The following is a 19209-nucleotide window of genomic DNA, read 5'->3' on the forward strand; positions in this document are numbered from 1 at the left end:
AATGCTTGAATTCAGAGACATAGACATCACAGACAGGGAACGTATCACGAGAGCGCTTGAGTTCTCTCAGTTCATGGGCTGTGAGTACAGCTTCTCAAATAATATGGCATGGAAGCGGCTCGGCGATTCAAAGATCTCATTTTACAAGGATTTCTACATCTGCTGTTCATTCCGTTCAGATGACGGTATCCCACGCTTTTTCCTTCCGTCAGGCAAAGGCAGCTATAAAGAGGTCCTCGGCGAAATGAAAAAATATTCGGAAAGTCTGGGCAAACCGCTGAGAGTCGCAGGTATCACCGACACCTCGCTTGAAATGCTCGGTGAACTGTTCCCCGGTGGATTTGAAACGGAAACAGACGATGGCGACTGGGATTATATATACTATACCTCAGATCTTGCAGAGCTTCCAGGAAGGAAATACCACAGCAAGCGCAATCATTTAGCACGCTTCAACGAGCTTGGCGCAGATTTCTCTGTAATGACCGAAAAGGATTTCGACGACTGTATAACTTTCAGCACTATGGAGTACAACAGCAGATCAGCCGGCTCTGACCATTCATTCATCGCCGAACAGTATGCCATAAACACTTATTTCAGCTATTTTGACGAGCTTGCCCTGAAAGGCGGAGTAATACGCATAGACGGAAAAATCGCGGCTTTTACTATCGGAGACAGGCTCAACAATGATACATTCTGCGTTCATATCGAAAAGGCAGATACCGGCTTCAACGGCATTTATGCAGGCATAAACAACTGCTTTGCCAGAACCGCCGCAGCCGGATATAAATACGTCAACCGTGAAGAAGACCTCGGACTTGAAGGACTGCGCAGATCAAAACGCTCCTATCACCCGGCTTTTCTTCTGAAAAAATATACAGTTACTTTTAAATGAAAGGATATAGAAAATGATCTACGTTTTTCTCGCAAACGGTTTTGAAGAGACAGAAGCCATTGCACCTATCGATCTGCTCAGACGTGCAGGAAAAAAAGTCGTTACTGTAGGCGTCGGCGACAATGTCATCGTCGGTTCCCACGGTATCACTGTTGTTCCTGACACTATCGCGCAGGAAGCTCCTCTGACAGATGAGCTTGAAATGATCGTGCTCCCCGGAGGTATGCCCGGTACGCTCAACCTTGAAAAATCCGATTATGTTCAGGCTGCAATCGACTACTGCGTGACCAACAGCAAATTCATCGGAGCGATCTGTGCTGCTCCCTCCATACTTGGTCACAAGGGTCTCCTCAAAGGTAAAACAGCCGTTTGCTATGAGGGATTTGAAACGCAGCTCGAAGGAGCTGAAATAGGCAGCGGAAGCGTTGCCGAGGACGGCATCTTCATAACCGCAAGGGGCGCCGGAGTAGCTGTCGATTTCGGTCTCAAGCTCGTTGAAAAAGTTCATTCAAAGGAAGAAAGCCTTCGACAGCGTAATGCTATCTTATGTGACTGATTATGGATAATAAAAAAGAACTGCGAAAAGAATTCTCACATCTCCGTGCAGAGATACGTGACAAGGTATCCAAGGATATGGATATCACAGAACGTCTGCTGCAGGAGGAAAAAATACTCGAAGCGGACAATATCCTTCTGTATGCCTCATTCGGTTCAGAAGTGGATACATATCTGCTCATCGACAAGCTTATAGAAATGGGCAAAAATGTTGCTCTTCCCAAATGCGGTCCGGAACGAACCATGACGTTCCATCTTATCGGATCGGTCGCCGATCTCCATGAAGGAATGTACCGCATACCCGAACCCGACAGCGCTCTGCCGCAGCCCGAAATGTCTGAAAACTCTGTCTGTATCATTCCGGGGCTTGCCTTTACAGAGGACGGTGGACGGCTCGGATACGGCGGCGGATACTATGACGAGTTCATTCTTGCCAACCCACAGCTTTATACGATCGCCCTCGCCTATGAGGAGCTCATCGTTCAGCAGCTGCCTCTCATGCAGCACGACCTAAAGGTCGATCTTATTGTAACAGAAGAAAGGACGGTGCTCTGCAATGAATGATAATAACAACGATATTATCAACAATATACTCAATCAGCTCGACAACGAAAAAGCAGAGAACGCAAAAAAAACCGCGATCCCTCAGGAGCCGGATACTGCTCCCACGATCGCTGAAACTCCGGCTTCTGCCGAAGCAAATAAAAACGATCCTGCTCCTGCTGAAAAACATTCCGCAGTTCCGGATATTTCATCTCAGGCAGCGGCATCTCATGTAAGACGGCGTTTGCCTGCGGCTTCCCATGAAGCCCCTGCTTCACCTGAAAACAATGAGCATCCGCCATTCCCTTCAAGGCAGGCTCAACCCGCTCAGAGCGATTATGCGCCTGTCCGCAATTCTTCTGCTGTCAAGCGCAACAATACCCATCATAAAAAGAAGAAGAAAAAGCAGAGAAGCAGACTTCCGGGCGTACTTATCCTGACTGTTTTCATTTTTGCTGTTTCCATATGTCTTTCCCTTGTTATCATTGCTTTCGGCAAGGACGTTCTCGGTATAGGAAAAAGCGATGCCACAAAGATGATAACCATTCCTGAGGGTGCTACGACCGAAGAGATTTCAAATCTGCTTTATGACGAAGGTATCATTAATTCTCCCAAGTGCTTCCAGCTCTTCGCAAAGTTCAGGGATGACGCTGATAACTTCCTTGCAGGTGAACATTTCATCAGTCCGAGTATGGCTTACGAAACTATATTCAAAAACCTCACAAGTGCCGAGGAGGAAGAGCGCAAGGAAGCTGTCTCCATTACATTTCAGGAAGGAATAAATATATTTGAGGCTGCCGATCAGCTGCAGGAAGCCGGCGTATGCAACGCAAGCGACTTCATATACCGTTTCAACGCGGCTGGTTTCGGATTTGATTTCGAGGATGAGCTTCCCAAAACTGCCAACAGACTGAAATTCGGCGAAGCGAGAATGGAAGGCTACCTCTTCCCGGATACCTATACCTTTACCAAGGATATGGCTCCCGAACAGGTATGTCAGAAAATATACTACAACTTCAATAACAAGATCACTTCCGACGACCGATTGAAGAAAATGAAAGATCTCGGTCTTACACTGGATCAGCTCATTACTCTTGCTTCCATCGTTCAGAAGGAAGCACCCTTCCGTGATGATATGAATCACGTTGCAGGCGTCTTCTGGAACCGACTTGAAAAAACTGATGCCGAGACCGCAGGCTTCCTTCAGTCTGACCCGACCTCAAATTATGCCAAGTACGTTATCAAACCGCGTCTTGCTGTTTCAAACAAGGAAATGACCGACGCCTATGATACCTATATCAGCAAGGGCCTTCCTCCCGGAGCTATATCCAATCCCGGTCTTGATGCTATAGACGCTGTTCTTATGAAGATGAAGACTGACGATTTCTACTTCGTTGCGAATATCTATACACAGATCACATACTTTACAAAGACGCTTGAAGAGCATAATGCAAAGGATGCGGAAGTCAAGGCTGAACAAGCCCAGTACGAAGCTGAACAGGAATTACTCAAGGCACAGGAGGAAGCTAATGCGGCTGAATAATCTTGAGGTCCTTGCTCCGGCAGGAGACGAAGAGCGCTTCAATGCAGCAATAGACTATGGTGCTGACGCTGTTTACCTCGGCCGAAAAGAGTTCGGTATGCGTGCTTCACCGATGAACTTTGATTTTGAGCAGCTGTGCAGAGCTGTACAGACTGCTCATTCCCGCAATATAAAAGTATACCTTACCTGCAATACTCTTCCGCGGAACAATGAGATACCGCATTTTGAACAATTCGTAAAAGAAGCGGTGGAATCAGGAGTGGACGCTCTGATCGTTGCTGATATCGGTCTTCTCATGCTTATAAAGAAATATGCCCCTGACATGGAGATACATATCTCCACTCAGACAGGCATTGTAAACTATGTTACCGCAAATGAGCTTTATAACCTCGGCGCTAAAAGAGTAGTTCTCGCAAGAGAGCTTTCTCTTGAAGAAATATCAGAGATACGTGCCAAAACAAATCCTGATCTTGATATAGAGACATTCGTTCACGGCGCAATGTGCGTTTCCTTTTCCGGAAGATGCCTGCTTTCGCAGTACCTCGTCCAAAGAGACGCTAACCGCGGCGAATGCGCACAGCCCTGCCGCTGGGGATACCATCTCATGGAGGAAAAGCGCCCTAATGAGTTCTTCCCGGTCTTTGAAGATGAAAAAGGCACATATATCCTCAATTCAAAGGATATGTGCATGATAGAACACATCGACAAGCTCGCAAAGGCAGGAGTTACAAGCCTGAAGATCGAGGGAAGGGCAAAATCCGCTTACTATGTCACTGTGGTGACAAACGCATACAGAATGGCTGTGGATCATTATTACAAGAATCCGGACAACTTCGTTCTTCCTGACTGGATAAGAGATGAGGTTTATAAAGTCAGCCACAGGAAATACTGCAGCGGATTCTTCTTCGGTGTCCCTGAGGAATCACAGTACTACGAGAACAGCGGCTATATACGCAACTATGATGTAGTTGCTGTAGTTGAATGCTGTGAGAACGGCATAGTATACTGCACACAGCGCAACCGGTTCTTTGCAGGCGACAAGGTCGAGATACTCGCTCCCTCGCAGAGACCTGTGGAGCTCACACTCGATAAGCTTTACGATGAAACCGGCGAAGAGATCGAAACCGCGAATCACGCAATGATGAAGTTTTCTTTCAGATCTGAGCTCGTTTTCCCGAAAGGCACTGTTATAAGAAAAGAGACCATATAAAAATCAAGGCTGATACGTTTTGTATCAGCCTTTTCTTTATCGTTTATTTTGATATCTTTTCATAGTTCTTATAGCCAAGCTCATCAAGCTTGTCCGTAAGATCGTCCATTGTGTTCTTTGCTGCTGTATCATCGAAAGAGATGTTTATCTTTGTCTCCTTGCCGAGCTTTGCGATCTCAGCTGCAAGAGCTTCAATGCTCAGCTTTTCATTGTTGAAAAGATAGTCATGACCAGAAACAGTTATATCTACAGATTCCGGCTCAGTCTTTTCTTCAGTGGTGGGCTCTGTGGAAGCCACTGTATTTTTTTCGGTGGTCTGAGATACGCTTGTCTCACCCTTCTTGTTTTCACCGGAATCCTTTCCGAATCCGCCGAATCCCTTGAAATACAAAAGGAAGAAGATCAGTGCAGCTATAATAAGTATGAGCAGAAGACCCAGTATTTTTTTCATTGTAATTACCTCACTTTGATATGTTTATTGTTGTAAAATAAAGACTTTTATATTCACGCTGAACATCTGTTATAGCGTTTTCTATCATCGGAACTACAGTCTCTGTACCGTAAGAATCCCCGTCGTATGTAAGGGTGCTGATAATTACGTCATCCGGAGAATATCCTGACTTTTTCAGGCAATCCTTGATCTTTTCCCTGATATCACGGCTCTCCTCCGAACTGATGGTTCCGGTCTTCTTTGTTCCTGAAAGGACACTCAGCGACCACACATTACTGTTTTCAACTCCCTGAAGATTGAAATAAACCCCTGCACCTGCATTATACTCAGAAAGCGCCTTCTGATTATTGACAGCATTAGCGTCAGCTGACAGTATCCTGTCCCACTCTTCCGACGCCTTTTCACGCCACTCCTGCTGCTCTCTTTCATTTTCCAGCTTTGTTTTCTCAGCTTCTTCCATCATGGTATTATATGAAGACTGAGCCTGATTTGCCTTCTCAGTCGCCGTTTCGACATCAGCCTTGCTGAAAAGGATAAAGAAGAACAGTATTATCATCATAACATCAAGCAGCGAAGTAAAATCAAGTATGATCTCACGAACCTTCATAAGCTCACCTTACTGTCTTATCTGCTTCTGCAGCTCACTTATGCCGCTTTTCCTGAGTCTTTTTATAAGAGCAAGCTGCCTCTGGATAAGATCCTCAACGTCGGCAAAAAAATTGGCATTGACTATCTTGAAGACAACAGCAAATATTATGCCCCAGGCGGTCGATGTAAGCGCACCGAAGAAATTGTTCTTGGCATTGCTTATAGCTTCGGCAGTGGACATATCCAGTCCGAGAAGCGCAAGGACAGTTCCAAGCATTCCAAGCAGCGGAAAAACAGATATAAGCGTTACAAACAGCGTATACCTTGTGTTTATCTTGCGGTAGCTGTCAAAAATCCTGTCTACCCTGTCGACATTGTACAGGTCGTCGCTGGAAGCTTCCCAGTCGTATATCTCACTGTCTACCGACTGTCTGGTACGGTGAAGACTGACCGCGATCATAGCGGTAGCAACAGCAAATGCAAAAATAATAAGATTATAATAAGGAGAGATCGCATGACCAAATGTTGACCAGAAGCCCATATTATCACCTCACGTTTTATTATACAGCATAAAGTGACAAAATGCAAGATATTTTACGAATAATAATAAAAAACTCCGCTGAATGCGGAGCAAATAGATTATTCACTTTTCTTTCTGTCTTTTTTTATACCTGCGCAATATACAGTAAATACAACTATACCACCAAGAAGAAGTATGAGATAGAATGTGAGCCCGCGGCTTATCAGCAGAGCAGGCTTTACAAGCTCAAGTCCGAATATATCAGTGAATGCAAGCAGGAAGCAGCCCTCCGTAATGCCTGCCGCACCCGGAAGCGGAAGCATCTCCACCGCAACTCCTATCATTATCTGGAGAGTAAGTATATCAATGAATGATGTACTGCCAAGACCGTAAGCCTTATATACCATCCATGTTATCGAAGCAAGGCATATCCTCTGTGCCGCTGTTATCAGAAAGACATTCAGTACAACCCACAGATTGCGTTTTATATAATCGGCACCCATTGCATAGGTATCACATATCCTGATGATCTTTTCCGTGTATTTTTCCTTGTGTCTGCGCTTCATGATACGAAGCTTCGTAAGGATATCCACCGTCCTGATACCGATTGCCCTTGCCCATATCGGCTTAATGAAAACCAGCATGAGCGCCGATATAAATGACATATTAAGAACGAATCCAAGAACGATCAGCCACTTCATATCCACTGCGTGCTGCACAACAAAATCAAAGTTGAATATAAGAAAACCAAGCGCCATAAGAACAAGCACTGACTTATACGCTATCGTTATCATCAGCATTATCAGCGTAGAATACCCGATCTTTATCTTGTCTTTTTTCATATGATACATCTGCATAGGCTGGCCGCCTGTGGAAGACGGTGTGATATAACAGAAAAAAAAGCCTATGAATGAGTATTTCAGGCATTTCAGGAAACTCGTTTTCTGATCGAGCACCCGCAGCATATAATGTATTATAAGCGATTCACCCGCTACAACACAAACTGCCGCACAAGCTCCGAAGAAGATCCACCGCGGATCAGCGCCTTTAAGATCGTGGATTATTTCCGGAAGTTCCTGCTCCCTGAATATAAGGTGAAGAGTAAAAAAAGTAATAACAAGTATAAGTCCGATATCCAACGCGTATTTAAGTATTTTTTTTATAATGTCACCCCCGCGTCAAAAGGCAAATATGTGTAATTAGTAACTTTAATTATATCATATTCACATTTCAATGTCAATATAAACAGGGAATTACCGCTTACTGCCAAGCATTTTCCTTTTATATTCAAGGGCGGTCATATTTTTCTTGTTCCTGAAAAGCTTCATAAAGTAGGAAGGCTCGGAATAACCGCATCTTTCCGCGATCTCGCTTACCGGAAGATTCGTGCTTACAAGCAGCCGCTCAGCAAGAGCAAGTCTTGCTGATATAACATCGGTATTAAAGCTGACATCAATGAATTTTCTGTAGATATGCTGGAAATATGACTGGCTTATACCGAGCTTTCCGGATTCGGCTGCAGCATTCCAGTCATACTGAGGCTCCTCATAGATATTATCGTGCAGTTCCCTGATCTTTGCAAGGAATATATTTCCGGCAGTACCGCCTGAGCTTCTGCCGGAATCAAGCTTTTCTTCAAGCAAACTGATGAATTCCTCCGCTGTACCGGAACCGTCCGTTACTGCTGAAAAATGCGAGGTCACTGATGAAAGCGGGACGTCCTGCTGCTTCTCGATCATTTTTATATTGGATTTAAGTGTATTTATAAAGAGCTGCTCAGGGAATTCCGAACCGTCACACTTGCCGGTTATCAGGAATTCATCCCTGCTTATCCTTGCGGCGGTCTCGCCTCTTATGCAGGAAAGATTTACAGCCTGCGCAAAGGAAACATATATACGCTTTATATATTCATCGCCGTGTTCCTGCTTCTTCTGCTCGGTATCATCAATACTGTACAGTACACCAAAGCAGCTGTTTTCCCTGCAGAGCTCCTCGATCCTTGAAACTATACCCTTTCTGCTGTAAAGACCGGTAAGAATGTCACGCTCAGACAGTCTCTGTATCTTATTGTTCAGATATGTCTCATACGCAAGCATTCTGACCCTTTCGATACTGTCGGCTGCTATCTGACAGAATTCGCCGTAAAACTGCTCAAAAACAATTTCATCAGCCCGGTACCGCCTTACACAGTAACCGAAGCTGTTATCAAGATAATGAAGAGGCGTACAGAAGTATGTAACCGGTACCTCTGTCACAAGTTCATCGGGAATAATACTTTCAAGCATAAAATCGCGGGGAGTAAGGTCTCCTTTGTAGTCAACATGAGTAACTATACATTTCATCCTGTCAGTATAGCCGCTTTTCATTACCTCATCAAAAGAACCGTTGCCGTTGTCAATACCGCTGCAGATACATATAAAGAAATCTCCGCTCGCGTCAAGAAGGTACATATTTCTGAGCATAGTTTCGGAAAACTCACGCATATCCTTAACGCTGCTCATGGCAGAGGAATAATCGCTGTGCATAAAAATGTTTGTGCGCATTGCGTTGTCAAGCATCTTCTGGCTGATATCAGCGCTTTGTGAATTGCTTTCCCTGCAGCCGCAGCTCGCTCCTGTTCTTAAAAAAGAAAAAGTCTTTGCAGAACTGCGGCAAGCTCTGCCGCTTATCAGTTCATGAAGCCTGCATACCGCCCTGACGGTATTTTCAAGATAGGCGCCGCTGTAAGTAGTAAGCGATGGCTGATAATAATTCACATCAGGATTGCCGTCATAGCCCCCTACGGATATATCCTCAGGGATATGTATACCGTTTTTCATAAGAGTCAGACAGAGCTGCAGTGCCATATAATCGCTTCCGCACAGGATAGCCTGAGGCATTCTCAGTTCTCCGGCAACTATTCTTTCCGCAAACTTTTGCGCCTCGCCTATCCAGAAATCGCCGTAAAAAATACTGTCTGCGCTTACAGAGAGCCCGTTCTGCCTGAAAGCGTCCTTGTAACCGTTTATTCTTTCCTCGGAATGTATCTCGTTTCGCGGACCGCTCAGACAGTATATGTCAGTAAATCCGTGATCCTTTATAAAATGTTCTGTGAGCTTTCTGAAACCCTCTCTGTCGTTCTGCAGACAGCTCTCAAAAAAGCAGCTCTTATAATCAAGAGATATTACAGGGACCCCCTTTCCGCTCAGCATTTCCTCAAGCTTTGCGGCAAGCGAACGGCTGTAAAATGAGCCGAGATCAACAACAGCTCCGTCATAATCAAGCTGATCTATAAGGGAGTAAATGTTTTCGTCTCCTTTGAGATATTCGCTGCTTTTATCGTAATTCACAAAATGAGTCAGGACTACAAGATCATAGCCGAGTTCGGCAGTTTGTACAGACATCGCCTTTATCATACTCGTCTGATAAAGGGTATCGGTATTAGCTGTTATAAGCGCAATTCTTTTTCGCATACTATTCCTCCCCTGCAAGTTATGATTACATTATACTATACAACAGAATAAAAATCAACACCAAAAAGCTGAAAAGTATATTTTTCAAGTTGAATACAGCATTGAATCTTACACATATATCAATTATAATAATTATGATGAAGCTAATTATTAGCTGATGTGCAGACATTGAATAATACTATTGAAAGGGAGTTATACTATGAAGTCATTTTTAAAAAGAAGCTGCTCGGCACTGATCGCAGCAGTCACACTTGCGTCCTCGGCAGTGACAGGACGCACGATATTCAGCGCTTCGGCAGCATGGGTACAGTTTACAGGTTCAGCCCGGACAGCAATCATTTCTGCCGATACTGTACAGGCAGGAAACTACACTATCCCCGATCTTAATATACCTTCAAAATCTGTTCCGGATACGGAAGGAATAAACTTTGTAAAGGATATGAGGCTCGGCTGGAACCTCGGCAATACCCTCGACGCTATCGACGATACAGGCTGGGTTGGCAGCGAAATGGGTATCGAGACCTGCTGGAACGGAGGCTACAAGACCTCTCAGGAAATGATTGACGCTGTCAAGGCAGCAGGCTTCCGTACAGTGAGAATACCTGTTTCATGGCACAATCACGTTGACGGCAGCTATCAGATCACCAAGCAGTGGATGGACAGAGTACAGGAAGTCGTTGACTATGCTGTCAACGACGGTATGTATGTTATCCTCAATGTTCACCACGACAATGATGAGAAGTATATGTACCCCAATACCGCTCACTATGAGCAGTCAAAGAAGTACATGACCACTGTATGGGCTCAGATCGCTGACAGGTTCAAGGATTACGACAACAAGCTCATTTTTGAGACAATGAATGAACCACGACTTGTAGGTCATCAGAACGAATGGTGGATAAATCCTTCAAACAGTGACTGTATAGACGCTGTCAAGACGATAAATAAGCTCAATCAGGACATTCTTGATACCATTCGTTCATCAGGCGGCAATAACGGAACAAGATACGTTGCCGTTCCAGGCTATGACTGTTCTGTTGACGGAGCTACGAATGAGAACTTTAAACTTCCGACAGATAAGGTACAGAACAGGCTCATCGTTGCTGTCCACGCCTATCTCCCCTACGGCTTTGCACTTGCAGAGCAGAGCGATTCACAGAGCGTTGACCACTTCAACATAAACTCAGATACCGGAGAAATACAGCAGGCTATCGACAAGGTATACAATCAGTATGTATCAAAGGGCATACCTGTTTATATAGGCGAATACGGCGCACGTGACAAGGGCGGAAATGTTCAGCCGCGAATCGACTGTGCCGCATACTTCACCGCTTACGCTTCATCAAGAGGCATCACCTGCTGCTGGTGGGACGATATCAGCTTCATGCTCCTTGACAGGTCAAATTGCACATGGAAGCAGCCGGAGATCGTTGCCGCTATAAACAGGTACGCAAGAGGAAGTGCTGAATCCACCATAGTTACTACAGTTTCAAAGCCTCAGACAACGACCACTACAACCACAACTGCTCCTATTTCTGACAGTAGTAAGGTCTATGGCAAGAAGAGCTCCGACGGAACTGTAAGCTTCGGCTCATCAATAGGTGAAACAGCATTTGTCGATATAAAACTCGGAAGCAATACAGGCTTCATGAACGGCTGCCTCGGTTTCTCTCCCTCATTAAACGGCAAGAGCTACTGGGTAGCCTATGTATGGGAAACCAAGAAATCCGATACTATAACTATTGATATGAACTCTCCGAAACAGATTATGGACGTGTCATCAGCCGAAGCCGTCGCTGTAACAGACGAAGATACCATTGCAAAGCTTATTGCGGATATCAAAAATCAGAAAACATCTATCCTTCAGGCATGGTACGCTTCCGACAAGTCAGGCAAGCAGATCGATCCTGCTGAATCAGGCGCAGAAAGCATTGAGGCATTCATAATCGCGTCAGGAAACTCCTCCGGCACCACAGAGACAACAACAACAACAACTACTACTACTAACACCACCACTACAGCAACGACTACTTCTACTACTTCTGAAACTTCATTAACCTCCGTCACAGAATCGTATACAACAACATCTTCAACTACGTCAGATATAACTGTTCAGATCAAATACGGTGACGCAAACTGTGACGAACAGATAGATATTGCAGACGCTGTACTCATAATGCAGTCACTTGCAAATCCATCCCGTTACGGAATAAACGGAGATAATGAAAAGCATATAACAGACACTGGTCTTAAAAACGCAGACTGCTACAATGTCGGCGACGGTGTCACAAATAATGATGCTGTTGAGATACAGAAATTCTGTCTGCACCTTATTGACAAGCTTCCAATGAAATGATTTTGACTATTCCCTCCCCAAAGGCTCCCGATAAATCGGGAGCCTTTTGCCATCCTTCAAATATGTGAATTATTTATAAATTTTTATCCATATACATTGATAATACAGTTAAAATATGCTATAATATATAAAACAAATATTATAAATTATTACCTGACTTACAAAGATCATATTGCAATAAATAAGCAGAAAAGCGAGTGGTATTATGACTTTTACAGCTAACGAAATAAGAAAGGCTCTTAACGACGGTGAAATATGCGCTTTCTACCAGCCACTGTACGATACAGTTACAAGTAAGATAAAGAGTTCAGAGGCTCTCGCCAGATGGATAAAACCCGACGGCTCTGTTATATCTCCTTTCTTTTTTATACCTGTTGCAGAAGAATCCGATCTCATAATGGATATAGACTGGTATATAGTTGAGCTTGTCTGCAAGACCCTGGTAAAACAGGAGGGCAGTTCACGTCACAGGATCTCGATCAATTTTTCGAGACGTCATATCTATGAGGAAAACTTTACCGAGAAGCTGTCTGCGATAGTTGACAGCTATGAACTCTCTCACAAGCTTATAGAGATCGAGATTACCGAGTCCGCAATGGTAAATGACGCGCAGAAGATACTTGAATGGATAAACGCCGCCAGGAGCGCAGGCTTCAGAATAGCCATTGACGACTTCGGAAGCGGACTTTCCTCGCTGCAGTTCGTAAAAGATGTACCGGCTGATGTGCTTAAAATCGACAAATCGCTCCTCAGTCAGAACTGCGAGAACGAAAAAGAACGCATTGTTCTGGAAAGCATATTCAATTTCGCTCACCGGCTGCATATGAGAACCGTTGCAGAAGGTGTCGAAACCAAGGAGCAGCTCGCTTTTCTCCGGACCTGCGGCTGCGAAAGGATACAAGGCTACATATTCGCCAAGCCAATGCCTGAAGCAGACTATGTTGCTATCTGCAGGCTCGACAAAAACGCCGAGGAGCCTGCCGATATCCTTCAGCTCCAGAGTCCCGCAAGTGCGGTCAATCTGCTTATGGGCGTTATTTTCAGGCGCTATCCACTTGTCATATTCTCTAATCTTACACGTAATTCATTCTACATGATGGCTTATCAGAACTTTACATCTACAAGCTGCCCGTCGGCTGGCGTTTTCGATGAACTTATCATGCATGGTGCGGAAACAATGTATCCTGATGACAAGGAAGCCTTTGCCACAACATTTGACAGAGAAAACCTTATCCGGGATTATGAAAAGGGGAAATCAGAAGTACGCCTTGTTACACGTCAACTCGGCGACGACGGCGTTTATCGGCGTGTCGAGACCACTGTCTACTATGTTAAGAGCGACTCGTCTGATGACCTTCTTACAATAACCCTGTGTGACAATCTGCCGGATAAATAATTTTTATTGCACGATTCTTTCTTTTAATTTTAAAGTAAAAAATAAATTATTATAACTGTGTAAACTTTTTATTAACCTTTTATATTATACGGTCTTTTGACTATTCAACGTCATTTTTAATCATTTTACAGGTTGACAATTTAATAATTTTGTGATATTATTATAGTAAGATATAGCACGTTCGGATCGAGGTGATAAATGCTATGAACGCTCAGCTTAAAACTATTGCATTCTTTGGATGCTCTTTCACCAGCAGATACAGACAGAACCTGTGCAGATCATTTAATACAGTGGCAGAAGAGTTGAAGTTCAACATAATATATATCAACTCGCTCGGCAAAATCGGAAATAAAAACGCTCAGTACGGCGACTATGAATTCGACCTGATTGACCTGATCGACCTTGATCAGTTTGACGGTATAATTTTCGACGGCGAAGGCTATAACGTCGAAGGAATGGCAGATAAGGTCATTCGTAAGCTGCGCGAGGCAAAATGCCCGGTCGTTTCCATAAGCACCAATGTTGAGGGCTTCTATAATATCGATTTTGACGACGCGGGCGGTCTGCGTACACTTATAGAGCATTTTCTCGATCATCACCATTTTACAAAGATAGGCTTCATGTCCGGCTATCTTTCTCACCCCGACGCACGGATACGTCTTAAAGAGTTCCGTGCTGTCATGAGATCAAGAGGACTTCCAGAAGACGGCGCGGGAATGTTCGAGGGCGACTTCTGGTTTCATAAGGGCGAGGAAGCGGCTGATTACTTCCTTTCACGATCTGAACGTCCGGAAGCCATCGTTTGCGCAAATGACTATATGGCTATCGCACTGATAACAGCCTTAAAGAAACGCGGTATACGTGTTCCGGAGGATATTGCGATAACCGGCTATGATGGGACCTTTGAAGGTCAGGAATTCCTGCCTCACCTTTCCTCGGCAACCCGTGAAAGAGTTGAGATAGCATATAAGTCCCTTACTCTTCTCAAAAATCTTTCAGAGGGTAAAAAATTCGACGAGGATATGCGAATAACATCCAAACCCATATATTCTCAGTCCTGCGGATGTTCAAAGCTTGATTACAAGGTTGAATCCGAAAATATAAACAATGTTTACGAGATCAACCGAACCATGAGCTATAATATATACGACGCCGAATCAGCCATGCTGAAATTGAACAAGGTAGACAGTCTTCTTATGCTCGGCCATGTTTTTGTTGAAGCGTCTTGCAATTTCGGTAATTATAATTCGTTTTTCCTCATGCTCCATAAGGATATAAGCGGAAGACTTTCAAGCGACAGCGACTTCATGTGTCCTACCGGCGAGTTTACTCCTGCGGTATGGATAGATTCCAAAGGCGAATACACCGAGTCAGGTCATACCTTCAACGCTTCCTCTCTTATCCCTAAGCCGAATTCAGATTCTTCACATTTCTTCTATATTGCCAGCGTTCACTGTGCAGAAAGAATGTTCGGTTATGCTGTTATTGAAATGGCAGGAAATGATATTTTCAATGAATTCTATAATCTGTGGCTGCTGAATATGGCTATGACACTTGAAAACCTGCTGAAAAACGACAGGATCAACAAGCTCATAGGAACTCTTGAAAATCTCAGTATCCGTGACGGCCTTACCGGTATGCTCAACCGCCGAGGATTTGACGACCGCTCACGTGAAGCTATACGCATTCTTACAACCAAGAGAACTGTCTGCACAATGGTCATTGATATGGACGGTCTGAAGCATATAAACGACGACTATGGACATTACGAAGGTGACCGCGCTATAAAGGCTGCTGCGGAGATAATCACACGCTGCTGTGATTCCGGCGAAATTGCCGGACGAGCCGGCGGTGACGAATTCTACATTTTTGCTCCACAGTATTCACAAAAGCTGCTTGACCGCTTCACAGAGCGACTTGAAGGAGCTCTTGACAGCTTCAACAACAACTCAAACAAGCCATACAGGATTGATCTCAGTTATGGCTCATTTCTTACGGATACCGATTCTTCCGGCAGACTTGAAGACTTTATAAAGATAAGCGATTCAAGAATGTACGAGCAGAAGCTTGCAAAACCCGGCAGAAGAAAATAATGTAACATATAAATTAATTGCCCCGTCACTGGAAAAGTGATGGGGCTCAATTTTTATACATATAAAAAGCTATGAAATAATACCGGAGAGCACATCTCTGAGCAGTGTGATATCTCCATCAGCCGCCTTTACTGTTGCTATCATCAGCATATCGCTCCCGCATTTTGCAAAGTCGATATCACGTCCTGTGTTTCTCACAAGCAAGGTTATGAACAGCCTCAGTGTCCTTCCGTTGCCTTCACGGAAGGGGTGCAGCATATTCAGTTCATGGTAAAGTTCGGTCAGCTCTGAGAAAAAAATCTCGTCCGGCAATCCGCAAAGAAAGTCCATTTTTTCAAGCCGTTCAAACTTTTTAATACCAATTGTCTCAAGCTCAGAATGGTCACAGAAAACTGTCCCCTTCTTTGAGATATTTATAGTTCTCAGGCACCCTGCCCAGTCATACAGATCTCCGAATAAAAGCCTGTGCAGCTTCTTGTAAAACTCAAGATCCACGTTTGCAAATTCAGTTTCCTGTTCAGCCTGGATACCTCTCAGCAGGGTTATCTGCTTTTCAACGGTGTCAAGCTCATTCTGATCCGTTATGCCAAGCCTGTTTATAAGTACAGTTGTATCGGGATAGCAATTCCACTGACAGCCGTCTATCCTGTAAACAGCCATTTTACTTGCTCCGTACTTCCTTTACTATCTTGTCGGTGAACTGCTTGAAGGTCAGTTCTCCGCTAAGACACTTCTTTACGTTTTCGATCTCCTTGCCGGAAAAACGAAATCCTTCCATTCTTACGGACGCAAGCTGATTCCTGAATGCCTTTTCAGTTGTAACATTATGCATTATCATCAGCTCCTTACCCGATTATTATAATCCATAATTCACGAAATGTCAAGAAAAACGTGCAATTATCACGTAAAAGCCGAAAAAATACTGCCGTACAGTCATATGTACGGCTTATTTTCAACCAAGTTTCCTGTATATTCTGCTTCTCATCGTCATAAAACAGGCAATGCCTCCCAGCGCATTTGATATCGGTTCCGCAACAAATACGCCCTTTACTCCCATGCCCAGCCTCGGAAGAAGCAGAGTAAGCGGTATAACTATCACTGCCTTGCGCAGAAGCGAAAAGAAGATCGCGTGCTTTGCGTCACCAAGCGCCTGAAATACAGACTGTCCCGCAAACTGGAACGACATGAAAACAAATCCGAAAAAATATATCCTTATGGCTGATACGCCATATTCAATAAATGATGTATCCTTTGAAAATATCCTGAACCAGAATTCCGGAAATACAAACACAAGCAGCCATGCAGCAAATGTATAGGCTGCACCGGTGATAGTATTAAACCGTATTACGGACTTTACACGGTCATTTTTTCCTGCTCCGTAATTGTAGCTCATTACAGGCTGCGCACCGCTTATAAGTCCGTTGGCCGGCAGCATGAATATATCCCTGATCGAGTTGAGAACTGTCATTATACCCACATACACATCTCCGCCAAAGGTCTGCAATGTTGAATTGCAGGCTGCCTGAACGAAACAGGTAGTACCCTGCATTACGAAATTCGCTGTACCAAGCTTTAATATTCCCGCAGTCAGTCCCGGAACTATGCGGATATTCCGTCGTTTCAGCCGCAGTGTCGCTTTTTTTCCTGTCAGGAACATAATTATCCACAAAGCTGATACTGCCTGACTTATCACAGTAGCAAGAGCTGCTCCCCTCACTCCGAGATGCAATCCGAAAATAAGGAGCGGATCAAGTATTATATTCAGCGCGGCACCAATAATGACAGTCATCATGCCGATCTTAGGAAAGCCCTGCGCACTTATGTAGCCGTTGAGTCCGGTATTCAGCATTGAGAACACTGTTCCCGCAAGATATACCCTGAGATACTGCGAAGCATAAACGAACGAATTGTCACTTGCGCCAAGGAAAAACAGGATCGGTCTGGAGAACAGGTAGCCTGCTATGGTGAGAACAGCTGCACCTGCAAGCAGAAGGCAGCATGAATTACCAAGTATCTGTTCTGCCCTTTCGTTTTTCTGGGCACCATTAGACATAGAAAACAGCGGAATGCCGCCTGTTCCGAAAAGAGCGGCAAACGCAACGATAAATGTTACTATCGGAAATGTCAGACCGATACCTGTGAGAGCCGTACCGTCACCGCTGTTCATATGACCTATGTATATCCTGTCAACAACATTGTATAAAAGCTGAATAAGCTGAGCCAGCATGAGCGGGACAGCCTGCGAGAGAATTATCTTCCAAACCGGACCCTGTGAAAAGTCTTTTTTCATAATATCTCCTCCGATATTCAATTATATCACATATAGTACCAGATATCAATTCAGAAGAAGCACATTTCGTGTATAAAACTGTGCATTTGGCGCAAAAATCCATGTAATATGAAAACGGCACTGAAAAAGCGCCGTTTTTTTATTTGTATAAAATGTTTGTCCGTAAATCCGGAATACGGGTAAGTCATTATATCTTTTCTTCACTAATCAGCTTGTCGTTTTCCCATTTCTGACGTTTCTTACTTCCGTCGGCACAGGTAAGTATACCGATGCCGGAACGCATATCGTTCTGCCATTCGCCCCTGAATATATTGCCGTTTTTAAAATAATAAGCTCCCTGACCATGCTTGAGGCTGTTGGAATATTCTCCTTCATACCTGTCCCCGTTTCTGTAAAAGAATACTCCGTGACCGTTTTTCAGATTGTCCTTCCACTCACCATCATACCTGTTTCCGTTTATGCTGGAATAGACTCCTCTGCCGTTCCTGAGGTCATTCTGAAATTCCCCCTCGTAAACATCGCCGTTAGCCCATCTGAAAATACCTTTTCCGTTCTTTACCCCCTCTTTAAAGCCGCCTTCATACACATTTCCGTTAGTATAGGTAAAAACGCCCTTTCCGTGCATTTTACCCGTAAAGCCGACCTCTCCCTCATAGATGCCGGTTTCAAATTTAATAACTCTTTTAGAATCAGGAGAAGGCTTGGGAGTACCGCTGATAAGCTCCTCCTTTACCATTTTTCCGTTCTTATAGAAGCGCTTATATACACATTCATCACGATCTGTCAGCAGAGCTTCGCCTTCAAGGAGCCCTTCGATCCATTCTCCTTCTATAACGCTGCCGTTCTCGCAGGTATAAACGCCCTTGCCGTGATATCTGCCCCTGCTCCATGTGCCTTTGAATCTCTGTCTGCCATTTTCATAATATTCGACGCCTTCGCCGCTTTTCCAGCCCTCCAGCCATTCGCCGTCATAGACAAGCTTTCCTGTCTGACTGAATTCCTGTCCTTTGCCGTGGAACCTGTCATCCTTGAAGTCACCCGCATACATAAGTGATTTACACGTATCGTCGTCTTTTCCCTGAATGATATCATAATATCCCTTTGCATATTTTTTTCCGAAGCCGCAAAGCATACCATCCTTCCATTCTCCGTCATATTCAATGTCAAGGCTGTTTATAAAAACGCCGTGTCCGTTAGGGCGCCTCGATGAATCGACGTGTCCGGAATATGAACCTGTACCGAGGGTACTGCTTACAAAATGTATATTGTTCGCAATGCCGTTGCTGACCTTTAAGAAATCCATCATTCCCATAATTCTTT

At 44.3% G+C, this 19209-nt stretch carries 17 protein-coding genes; 8 read left to right on the forward strand and 9 right to left on the reverse strand.

Translation table 11 applies throughout. From position 1 onward, the window contains the following. Nucleotide 1: 1 nt before the first annotated feature. From QZZ36_RS01355 to QZZ36_RS01375, 5 genes are read left to right on the forward strand one after another with little or no spacing between them, the layout of a single operon-like run. The gene (locus QZZ36_RS01355; RefSeq protein WP_295075541.1) at nt 2-892 is read left to right on the forward strand and encodes a phosphatidylglycerol lysyltransferase domain-containing protein; all 891 of its coding nucleotides are present in this window, start codon (nt 2-4) and stop codon (nt 890-892) included. A 13-nt stretch (nt 893-905) separates the two neighbouring features. Beyond that, entirely contained in the window at nt 906-1448 is a 543-nt protein-coding gene (locus tag QZZ36_RS01360) for a DJ-1 family glyoxalase III (RefSeq protein ID WP_295075543.1), read from the forward strand. A gap of 2 nt (nt 1449-1450) precedes the next feature. Beyond that, a complete protein-coding gene (locus QZZ36_RS01365; RefSeq protein WP_295075546.1) occupies nt 1451-2011 on the forward strand; it encodes a 5-formyltetrahydrofolate cyclo-ligase in 561 nt (186 codons plus the stop codon). Then, nucleotides 2004-3533 carry an endolytic transglycosylase MltG gene (gene mltG / locus QZZ36_RS01370; RefSeq protein ID WP_295075549.1) on the forward strand — a complete coding sequence of 510 codons (1530 nt, stop codon included), beginning with the start codon at nt 2004-2006 and terminating at the stop codon, nt 3531-3533. The genes QZZ36_RS01365 and mltG overlap by 8 nt, the downstream gene beginning before the upstream one ends. Beyond that, nucleotides 3520-4743: a U32 family peptidase gene (locus tag QZZ36_RS01375; protein WP_295075552.1), complete on the forward strand. Its 1224-nt coding sequence runs from the start codon at nt 3520-3522 to the stop codon at nt 4741-4743. The genes mltG and QZZ36_RS01375 overlap by 14 nt, the downstream gene beginning before the upstream one ends. A gap of 43 nt (nt 4744-4786) precedes the next feature. On the opposite strand, the gene QZZ36_RS01380 is transcribed toward QZZ36_RS01375, so the two are convergent. From QZZ36_RS01380 to QZZ36_RS01400, 5 genes are all read right to left on the reverse strand, one after another. Beyond that, nucleotides 4787-5194: a hypothetical protein gene (locus QZZ36_RS01380; protein ID WP_295075555.1), complete on the reverse strand. Its 408-nt coding sequence runs from the start codon at nt 5192-5194 to the stop codon at nt 4787-4789. Nucleotides 5195-5204: 10 nt separating this feature from the next. Beyond that, nucleotides 5205-5801 carry a biopolymer transporter ExbD gene (locus tag QZZ36_RS01385; RefSeq protein WP_295075558.1) on the reverse strand — a complete coding sequence of 199 codons (597 nt, stop codon included), beginning with the start codon at nt 5799-5801 and terminating at the stop codon, nt 5205-5207. A 9-nt stretch (nt 5802-5810) separates the two neighbouring features. Further along, a complete protein-coding gene (locus QZZ36_RS01390) occupies nt 5811-6323 on the reverse strand; it encodes a MotA/TolQ/ExbB proton channel family protein (protein WP_295075561.1) in 513 nt (170 codons plus the stop codon). 98 nt (nt 6324-6421) lie between these two features. Continuing rightward, the gene (locus QZZ36_RS01395; RefSeq protein ID WP_295075564.1) at nt 6422-7441 is read right to left on the reverse strand and encodes a lysylphosphatidylglycerol synthase transmembrane domain-containing protein; all 1020 of its coding nucleotides are present in this window, start codon (nt 7439-7441) and stop codon (nt 6422-6424) included. A gap of 114 nt (nt 7442-7555) precedes the next feature. Further along, nucleotides 7556-9754: a substrate-binding domain-containing protein gene (locus QZZ36_RS01400; protein WP_295075567.1), complete on the reverse strand. Its 2199-nt coding sequence runs from the start codon at nt 9752-9754 to the stop codon at nt 7556-7558. Between the two features lie 199 nt (nt 9755-9953). On the opposite strand from QZZ36_RS01400, the gene QZZ36_RS01405 reads away from it, so the two are divergent. The 3 genes from QZZ36_RS01405 to QZZ36_RS01415 all read left to right on the forward strand — a co-directional run bounded on the left by QZZ36_RS01405 (nt 9954) and on the right by QZZ36_RS01415 (nt 15599). Next, the gene (locus QZZ36_RS01405) at nt 9954-12110 is read left to right on the forward strand and encodes a cellulase family glycosylhydrolase (protein WP_295075570.1); all 2157 of its coding nucleotides are present in this window, start codon (nt 9954-9956) and stop codon (nt 12108-12110) included. A 205-nt stretch (nt 12111-12315) separates the two neighbouring features. Further along, nucleotides 12316-13506 carry an EAL domain-containing protein gene (locus tag QZZ36_RS01410; protein WP_295075573.1) on the forward strand — a complete coding sequence of 397 codons (1191 nt, stop codon included), beginning with the start codon at nt 12316-12318 and terminating at the stop codon, nt 13504-13506. A gap of 203 nt (nt 13507-13709) precedes the next feature. Further along, entirely contained in the window at nt 13710-15599 is a 1890-nt protein-coding gene (locus QZZ36_RS01415; protein ID WP_295075575.1) for a GGDEF domain-containing protein, read from the forward strand. A 69-nt stretch (nt 15600-15668) separates the two neighbouring features. On the opposite strand, the gene QZZ36_RS01420 is transcribed toward QZZ36_RS01415, so the two are convergent. The 4 genes from QZZ36_RS01420 to QZZ36_RS01435 form a co-directional block, all read right to left on the reverse strand. After that, nucleotides 15669-16259, reverse strand: coding sequence for a Fic family protein (locus tag QZZ36_RS01420; protein ID WP_295075578.1), 591 nt, complete (start codon nt 16257-16259; stop codon nt 15669-15671). 1 nt (nt 16260) lies between these two features. Further along, nucleotides 16261-16431 carry an antitoxin VbhA family protein gene (locus QZZ36_RS01425; protein WP_295075581.1) on the reverse strand — a complete coding sequence of 57 codons (171 nt, stop codon included), beginning with the start codon at nt 16429-16431 and terminating at the stop codon, nt 16261-16263. Nucleotides 16432-16551: 120 nt separating this feature from the next. Then, nucleotides 16552-17889 (reverse strand): MATE family efflux transporter, encoded by a 1338-nt coding sequence (locus QZZ36_RS01430; RefSeq protein WP_295075584.1) that lies wholly within the window; start codon nt 17887-17889, stop codon nt 16552-16554. A 187-nt stretch (nt 17890-18076) separates the two neighbouring features. Further along, nucleotides 18077-19201 (reverse strand): hypothetical protein, encoded by a 1125-nt coding sequence (locus QZZ36_RS01435; protein ID WP_295075587.1) that lies wholly within the window; start codon nt 19199-19201, stop codon nt 18077-18079. Nucleotides 19202-19209 lie beyond the last annotated feature (8 nt).

This window comes from Ruminococcus sp. (genome assembly GCF_016287535.1).
Taxonomy (GTDB): Bacteria; Bacillota; Clostridia; order Oscillospirales; family Ruminococcaceae; genus Ruminococcus.